Annotated in this window: 4 protein-coding genes; all 4 read left to right on the top strand. The window is 32.9% G+C overall.

What is annotated here, in order from left to right:
- The first annotated feature begins 164 nt into the window (after positions 1–164).
- The 4 genes from CKF59_RS03975 to CKF59_RS03960 all read left to right on the top strand — a co-directional run bounded on the left by CKF59_RS03975 (position 165) and on the right by CKF59_RS03960 (position 7,235).
- The gene (locus CKF59_RS03975; RefSeq protein WP_119534684.1) at positions 165–2,135 is read left to right on the top strand and encodes a peptide transporter; all 1,971 of its coding nucleotides are present in this window, start codon (positions 165–167) and stop codon (positions 2,133–2,135) included.
- A gap of 844 nt (positions 2,136–2,979) precedes the next feature.
- On the top strand, positions 2,980–4,803 hold the full coding sequence (gene manA, locus CKF59_RS03970; RefSeq protein ID WP_119534683.1) for a mannose-6-phosphate isomerase, class I: 1,824 nt from the start codon (positions 2,980–2,982) through the stop codon (positions 4,801–4,803).
- A 60-nt stretch (positions 4,804–4,863) separates the two neighbouring features.
- A complete protein-coding gene (gene epmA, locus CKF59_RS03965; protein WP_119534682.1) occupies positions 4,864–5,829 on the top strand; it encodes an elongation factor P--(R)-beta-lysine ligase in 966 nt (321 codons plus the stop codon).
- Between the two features lie 8 nt (positions 5,830–5,837).
- Positions 5,838–7,235: a BaiN/RdsA family NAD(P)/FAD-dependent oxidoreductase gene (locus CKF59_RS03960; RefSeq protein WP_119534681.1), complete on the top strand. Its 1,398-nt coding sequence runs from the start codon at positions 5,838–5,840 to the stop codon at positions 7,233–7,235.
- The last annotated feature ends 584 nt before the right edge of the window (positions 7,236–7,819 follow it).

Here is a 7,819-nt window from a genome sequence, read left to right as displayed (position 1 = left end):
GTCTATAATATTAGAAGAGCTTTTTTGCTTTATTAAATTTTTAATTTTAAATCTAATTAGATTATTACAATAAAGTAATTAAATATTGTCTTAGAGTTTTTTGTTTCTTATTAAATAAGAATTATTTTTTATAAATATAATAAAGATATAAGTAGTGTTATTATATGGCTTTTAATTTAAATAAATACGAATATAACTGTTATCATCATAAATTTGAAGAAGCTGCACGTCAGTTTATTGAGTTTTTAAGAGATTTAGATGGTGATTTAGGAAAATTAACTGAAAAGTTTACCGCTAATGTTCCTGTATTAGCATTAAATGATCAGTTAACTGAGCATTTTTTATCAAGAATCATTAGTGCAACTACCTACTTATTCCTCCATAAAGATTTTACAATTAGTGATCATGGCTTTAGCCAAATGATCTATCTTCAACGTTGGGTTGAAATGATGTTTGCAGCGTCTCCTTTCCGTAACGCTGACCATATTATTCAAGCTTTTAACCAAAGTGAAGATGCAAACAATCCGGTAATTGGTGGTGAAAACCTTGCAAAATTTGCAATGTTCTACTTACCTGATTCAAATGTACCTTTAAACTTTGAAGGTTTATGGCAAGTAAATCGTCATTTAACTTGTCAATTATGTTTTGCATTATTATCACCTCGTCTTTTAGGTACTCAAGCTGCTCATGATAAACGTGAGTTATTATTACAATGGTTACCTGAAAAACTTTACGAATTAGATTCATTAGATTCAGTACCTGTATCAATTTTACATGATGTTTATATGCACAGTTCATACGCTGATACACCAAAACGTCATGAAATCAAAAAACCATTAAATCGTTTAATGCGTTTACAATTAGAGAAAGCAGGAATTACTGACGTACCTAATTTACCTAAAGAAGTTAAGAAAGGTGAAAAACCTGTATTATTAGTACTTCTTGAGTGGTTCTCAGGCGGTCACTCAATTTGGCGTACTCACTCACGTTGTATTGATGAAGCGCGTAAAGAGTTCCACGTAATTGGTATGGGCTTAGAAAACCGTGTTGGTAAAGAAACTCATGGTGTATTCGATGAGTATATTCCAATTAAAGATGATATTCCTTTATTTGATCAAGTAAGATTTGTACGTGATGTTGCAGAAAAACGTGGAGCACACGTATTCTACATGCCATCAATTGGAATGTTCTTAAATTCGATCTTTATGACTTGTTTACGTATTGCTCCAGTACAAATGGTAGCTTTAGGTCACCCTGCAACTACTAACTCTCCATACATTGATTATGTAGTAGTTGAAGATATTTATGTAGGTGAAGATACTCCTAAATGCTTCTCTGAAGAGTTATTACGTTTACCTAAAGATATTTTCTATCGTCCATCAATGTTTGCTCAGGATTTAGATTTAAATACCAAACGTGAATTTGATCCTGAAGTGGTAAATATCGTAATGGCAGCGACTATTATGAAATTTAACCCGAAATTATTACAAACATTAAAACAAATTATTGATAAATCTAAGAAGAAAGTACATTTACACTTCTTAATTGGTCAAGCAATTGGTTTAACTCACATGCATATTAAAAACATTATTACCCAAGCTCTTGGTAAAGATAATGTAACTGTGCATGAACACAAAGGTTATAAAGAATATATGAACATTATGTCAAAATGTGATATGTTCTTAAACCCATTCCCATTTGGTAATACTAATGGTATCGTAGATACAATTACTGCTGGTTTACCAGGTATTTGTAAAACTGGTCCAGAAGTGTTTGAACACATCGATGATGGTTTATTCCACTACTTAGGTTTCCCTGAGTGGACGGTAGCAAAAACTACTGAAGAATATGTTGAAGCAGCTTTACGCATGATTGAAAATCCATTAGAGCGTTTAAACATTGCTCAACAATATTCAGGTAAAGATAAAGTAGAAAAATTCTTCCAAGGTGATGCTTCTTGCATGGGTCGTATGATGCGTGAGCGTTTAGATAAAGCTTTAGCAAAAGACGGAGCAAAGAAAGAAGAAAAAGAAGCTAAACCTGCAAAAGCAGCTAAGGCGACAAAAGCAAAAGCTGAAAAAGCAGAGAAAGCTGAAAAAGCACCTAAGAAAACTACAAAGAAAGCTAAAAAATAATTAAAAATCATTCGAAATAGAAAGAAGCTCCTAATTTTACGAGAAATTGGGAGCTTTTTTCTTGCAATTTATTTTTTTCCTTGTTATAATGTACAAGTCAATAAAATAAAGGGACCATAGCTCAGTTGGTCAGAGCAGGCGACTTAAGAAAGATTTAGCTAAGTGTTTCTTACATATGCTATATCTTAAATGGGTTGCTTTATAATTCTTTTGGAGTTATAAAGTAGAACTTCGTAAATTCGGTGAAGTCTTAACAGGTAAAGCTGATGATAATACCGAGCCAAGCTTATAAAATTTCCTAAGTATTTTAGGTTATGTTTATGAGAAGGTGTAGAGACTAGACACGAAGGCTGTAATGGCAAGGTATAGTCCAGACCACAAACCCGAAAGGGGTAGTGAAAACTATAGTGGTAAGCATAATCGCTTGGTCCACGGTTCAAGTCCGTGTGGTCCCACCATTTTTTTATGATCCGCTTCTCATAATGAGAGGCTCTTTTTTTGTCCAAAATTTGCCTGTTTAACATGGATAGCTTAGAGGTAAAAGTAAAGTTTGTTATTAACTCCTGTAATCTTTTTGTTTTGTACTTTCTTAGAGTTAGTCTATTTAATATTAGTAATAGAAGAGTGATAGTTTAAATAAGTGAACAACTGCTTTTAAGCTCAAGCATAAATTTTCTATAGGCTCAAGCAATCGAGATTATAAAAATACATAAAGTTATTAGTTAGAGGCGAGAAATTCATTTTTACTAATGATAACAAGGCAAGAATGGGCTGAATATGATAAAATAAGGGGAAAAATATTTCCATTACTTTTACCATTTTTGAGAAAAAATAGATAAGCATTATGTTCACGAAAATTCTCTTTATTGTGTGTTTGGTAATTGCAATTTTTGCAGATTATCGCACCAATAAGTATTTGAAAATTACTGATAAAACTCGTGCGGTTATAAATTTAAAACGTAAACTACATATTCCAACCATTATTTTTGCCCTTTTAACTGGCTATGGGCTTGTTGTTGGTGAATATGATGTATTTACGCAATCTTTAGCTTTAGTCTTTCTTTTAGTTGTGATTAAAATTAGTTATTTTAATCCAAAGAGAATTGTCGTTAACACTAATAATGTAGCGATTAGTTTTGGTGAAGTGCCTCTTGAAGCGATTTCCGTATTTACGGTTGGTCCTAAAGGCGAACTAATTATTCAAGTTAGTGGTTTAAATCGAGTATTTAAATTTATGCCAAGAAGCAAAGAGGATTATGATACTATTCTCTATTGTGCAGAGCAGTTAAATATAGGTAATGCTCGTGAAGTAATTCAAAAGCATCGTTTAGCTCAAATTGCCGCTAATGCTCGTGGGGCTTTTAGACTTCACGGAGTTATCAAGGATTACGATTGGGGTGGTAAACACTACTTAGCTCAAGAGCTAAAATTGCCCGAACAACAAATTGCAGAAATTTGGTATGGAACTCACCCACAAGGACAGGGAAGTTTAACCATCTCAGGTGAGCAAGTAGCAGAGCTTACTAAACGCTTTTACAATGAAAATCCGGGACAAGATCCAATAGAAGTAGATCCTACCCAAGATTATAATGTACTCTTAAATTATAATCTTGCATATGGACAACCTTTAAGAGCTGGTGAAGAAAGCAAAGCAGATGCCTTACCTTTCTTATTTAAAATCTTAGATGTAGCTCGTCCTTTATCAATTCAAATTCATCCTGATAAAGAAACGGCGGCTCAAGGTTTTGTTCAAGAAGAAAAATTAAAAATTGAGCTTAGCAGTGCAAAGCGTACTTTTAAGGATAAAAATCATAAACCTGAATTTGGTATGGCATTAACACCTATGTATTTATTACATGGCTTTGCGCCTAAAGAGCAGGTATTAGCTAAATTAGCTCATAAACCAGCCTTAACTCAGTTAAGAGAATTTATTGAGCAACGTGATTTAGCACAAGCTTACAAAGAGCTGTTTACTAAATCTAAAGCAGAGTTAAAAGATCTTCTTGCTTCGCATTTAGATACGGTTTTAGAGTTATATGATCCTTTAATTGAACGTCAATTAGAGGCTCAAGATATAGTGACTTATCAAGAAGAGCATGACGTCTTAAATGTAGAGCAGGCTAATTTAGATCCTGATTATTGGTTAGCTTTTACTTATAAAAGTCTGTGCATGACTCCTGATGATCTAGATGTAGGACTAATTAGTTTCTATTTCTTCAATTTAGTAAAACTTGAAGCTTATCAAGGAATTTACCAACAAGCGAACGTACCTCATGCTTATTTAAGGGGACGTTTAGTTGAAGTTATGGCAAATTCGGATAATGTGGTTCGTGGTGGTTTAACCAATAAGCATATAAATACAGAATTATATTTACGCTTAGTGGATACTACTCCTGTAACGCCAAAAGTTTATGCTCAAGGTGACTATACTTTACCAAGTGAAGAGTTTACTTATGAGCTGATAGACTTTACTGATGGACAGGGTTATCAGAATAATAATGCTTCAATTTGGTATGTATTAGAGGGTAAAGGAACTATTGAGTTTTTTGATCAAAACCGTGTAGCAAATAAACTTGAAGTACAAGCAAACCAAGCGGTGTTTGTTTCGGTTGAACGTACAATTAAGTTCACAGGACAAGCCAAAGTGGTAATTGCAAGTGTTAAATAAACCTACAAAAGTCTTTGGGAAGTACCCAAAGACTTTTGTCTAATTTTAGAAAATAAATCAATGTTAGAATTAAATTTAGAACAAGTAGAATGGCAAAGTAGGATGACGCGCAATGATCTTAAAGAGCGTCATAAGATCTTAAAAAAGATTCGTGATTTTTTTGATAACAAAGGATTAATTGAAGTAGAAACTCCGATTCTTGCTCAAGCTGCAGTAACTGATGTTCATTTAGATAGTTTTACCACTAATTACTTAGGTAAAGAGTATTTTTTAAATACTTCGCCTGAGTTTCATATGAAAAGACTTTTAGCTGGTGGTTCGGGTCCAATTTATCAAATTTGTAAATGTTTTCGTTTAGAGCCGACTAGTAGAAAACACAATCCTGAATTTACCATGCTCGAATGGTATCAACCTAACTATAGTTTACAACGTTTATTAGATGAAGTTGAAGAGCTATTTAAAGTATTTTTTGATTTTACGGTCTTAGAACGCTACACCTATGAGTATATTTTTAAAAAATATCTTGGAGTTTCTCCATTAGATGCTAGTCATCGAGAACTAGTGGAGTTAGCAAAAAACTATGGACTTTATCATGCAGAAAAGTATGATAAGGATACTATTCTTGAGTTTTTATTTAGTACTTGTATTGAGCCTTATTTAGGACAAGAAAATCCTGTGGCAATTTATAATTATCCGGCAAGCCAAGCTGCTTTAGCTCAAATTACTGCTGAAGATCCACGTACTGCGCAAAGAGCTGAAGTGTTTTATCGTGGAATTGAATTAGCTAATGGTTTTTATGAACTGACCAATTGGGAACAACAAAAAGAACGTTTTCAAGCTGATCTTTATCAAAGAGCAAGTAATAATCAAGATACTATTGCTTTTGATCAAAAATTCTTAGCAGCTCTAAAACATGGGATGCCTCAAGCTTCGGGTATAGCTTTAGGACTCGATAGATTTATTATGTTGGTAATGCAAGAAGCTTCAATTGCCGAAGTTATGACTTTTACAATTGAGAATGCTTAAAAATAATTATGAATAAAACAAGGGTAAATATTATAGGTGCTGGAGCTTCAGGATTGTTTTTAGCCATGTTGCTCGCACAACACAAATTAGAGATAAATCTTTTTGATCTCGGGAAAAAACCTGGACGAAAAATTTTAATCTCAGGAGGAGGCTTTTGTAATTTTACCAATCTAGAAGTCGACAAAGACAACTACTTAAGTCAAAATCCTCATTTTGTTATTTCCGCTCTTAAAGGCCTAACCAATTGGCAAATTATTAGTAACTTTATGCAGGCGGGAATTGACATGCATACCAAGGAAGAGCAAAAGTACTTTACCACTCAAGGGGCAAAAGCAATTTTAAATTATTTGCTAGAGCAAATAGAAACTAATGCTTTATATGCACAAGCACAGATAAATTGGTATTGGCAAACTCCTATTGTGGATATAGTTACTACAGATAATTCTCTTACGCTTGTCGATAAAAATCAACAAAAGTACCAAGGTGAAATTACAGTTATAGCTTCAGGAGGTATGGCTTATCCACGTTTACAAGTAAGTGAATGGTGTAAAGACTTAGCTTTACTTAAAAGTTTAGGGTTAAGTACTAAGAAAAAGCAAGGCTATAATCCTACGCGCCCAGGCTTAGTTTCTTTAGCTTATAATCAAGAAAATAGTTTTTATAAACAAATTATGGGCTGTAGTGTCTTTGTAAATATCTCTAATGCCTCACAAACTAAGAGCTTTACCCATAATCTTTTATTTACCCATCAAGGAATTAGTGGACCTGCTGTTTTACAGATTTCCAACTATTGGCAACCTGGAGAGAAGGTTTACCTTAACTTTTTACCGCAGTTAGATTTAGAAAATCTATTAGTGAAGATTCGTCAAGATGGAAAGCAAGACTTTATTTTTGCTCAATATCAAGTCGAAGGAGATGCCGATTATACGCAAACTACCAATTCTCAACTTCATTTAAACATTAGTGCCAAGGCTTTAGTAAAAACTCTGCTTCACAAGTTATTACCTTCATCTTTGGTTGATTTATGGGAGAAGGTACAAGCTCACAATAAGCTAACTACTTATATCCAAAAGCAAATTCAACCCTTATTACAAATGCAGTTAGGGCAATTGAGTAATGAGCAGATAACTACTTTAGTCAATTTCGTACAAAAGCAAGAGTTTGTCGCTCTTAATGATAATGGCTATGATAAGGCTGAAGTTATGTTAGGGGGAATTAATACCGAATTACTTTCATCAAAAACTATGGAATTTAATCAAGTACCTGGATTATTTGCCATAGGCGAAGTGCTTGATGTGACCGGACAGTTAGGAGGCTATAATTTCCAATGGTGTTGGTCTAGTGCTTATGCTTGTTATAAAGGAATTTGTGCGAGACTAAATTTAGAGCCATTAGATTTTACTTAAACAGAGCTAAGATTCGCTTAGCTCTTTTTTCTTAAAAAAATATTTGCAATTAACTAGTTTTTGTTATAGTATATTTATAGACTTTAAAAAACTATTTTTTATAATTATTTATTTAGGAAATATCTTATGAAGCTTTATCAAAAGTTCAGTTATTTAACCAGTGAGTTTAATTTACAAAATAACAACATCATTTCTGCTCATCATCACCATCATCACCATCATTAATTTGCAACTAAATTTATTCTAGCCCTTAGAGTAAGTTAGTTCGTATCCTTATGCACGCTAATTTTTTAGTGCTCGCAACAAAATTTCCATTTTTTACTTTAAAAACTTTTTACGTATTTATTTTTAGCGTTAGTTTCTACAGTTTGTATAAAATTTTTTAGTTTAGGCTAAGGGTGTCCGATTTTACATAGTTTTATTGGCAATCAATATTGGTATATATTATTTTTTTCATAAAGTGAGAAAAAGAGGAAGGTTGCCACTGTCTAATTATTAAAGTTGTTTTGATCCCTTAAAGCTTCAACTAAAAAAATAGTTTATTTTTCCTATAATTTGATAAAATATCTGCAACTTCTGCTATG

This window comes from Psittacicella gerlachiana (assembly GCF_003585965.1).
GTDB lineage: Bacteria > Pseudomonadota > Gammaproteobacteria > Enterobacterales > Psittacicellaceae > Psittacicella > Psittacicella gerlachiana.
Note: the sequence above shows the minus strand (reverse complement) of the source record. Positions and strands in the feature narration are given on the sequence as shown.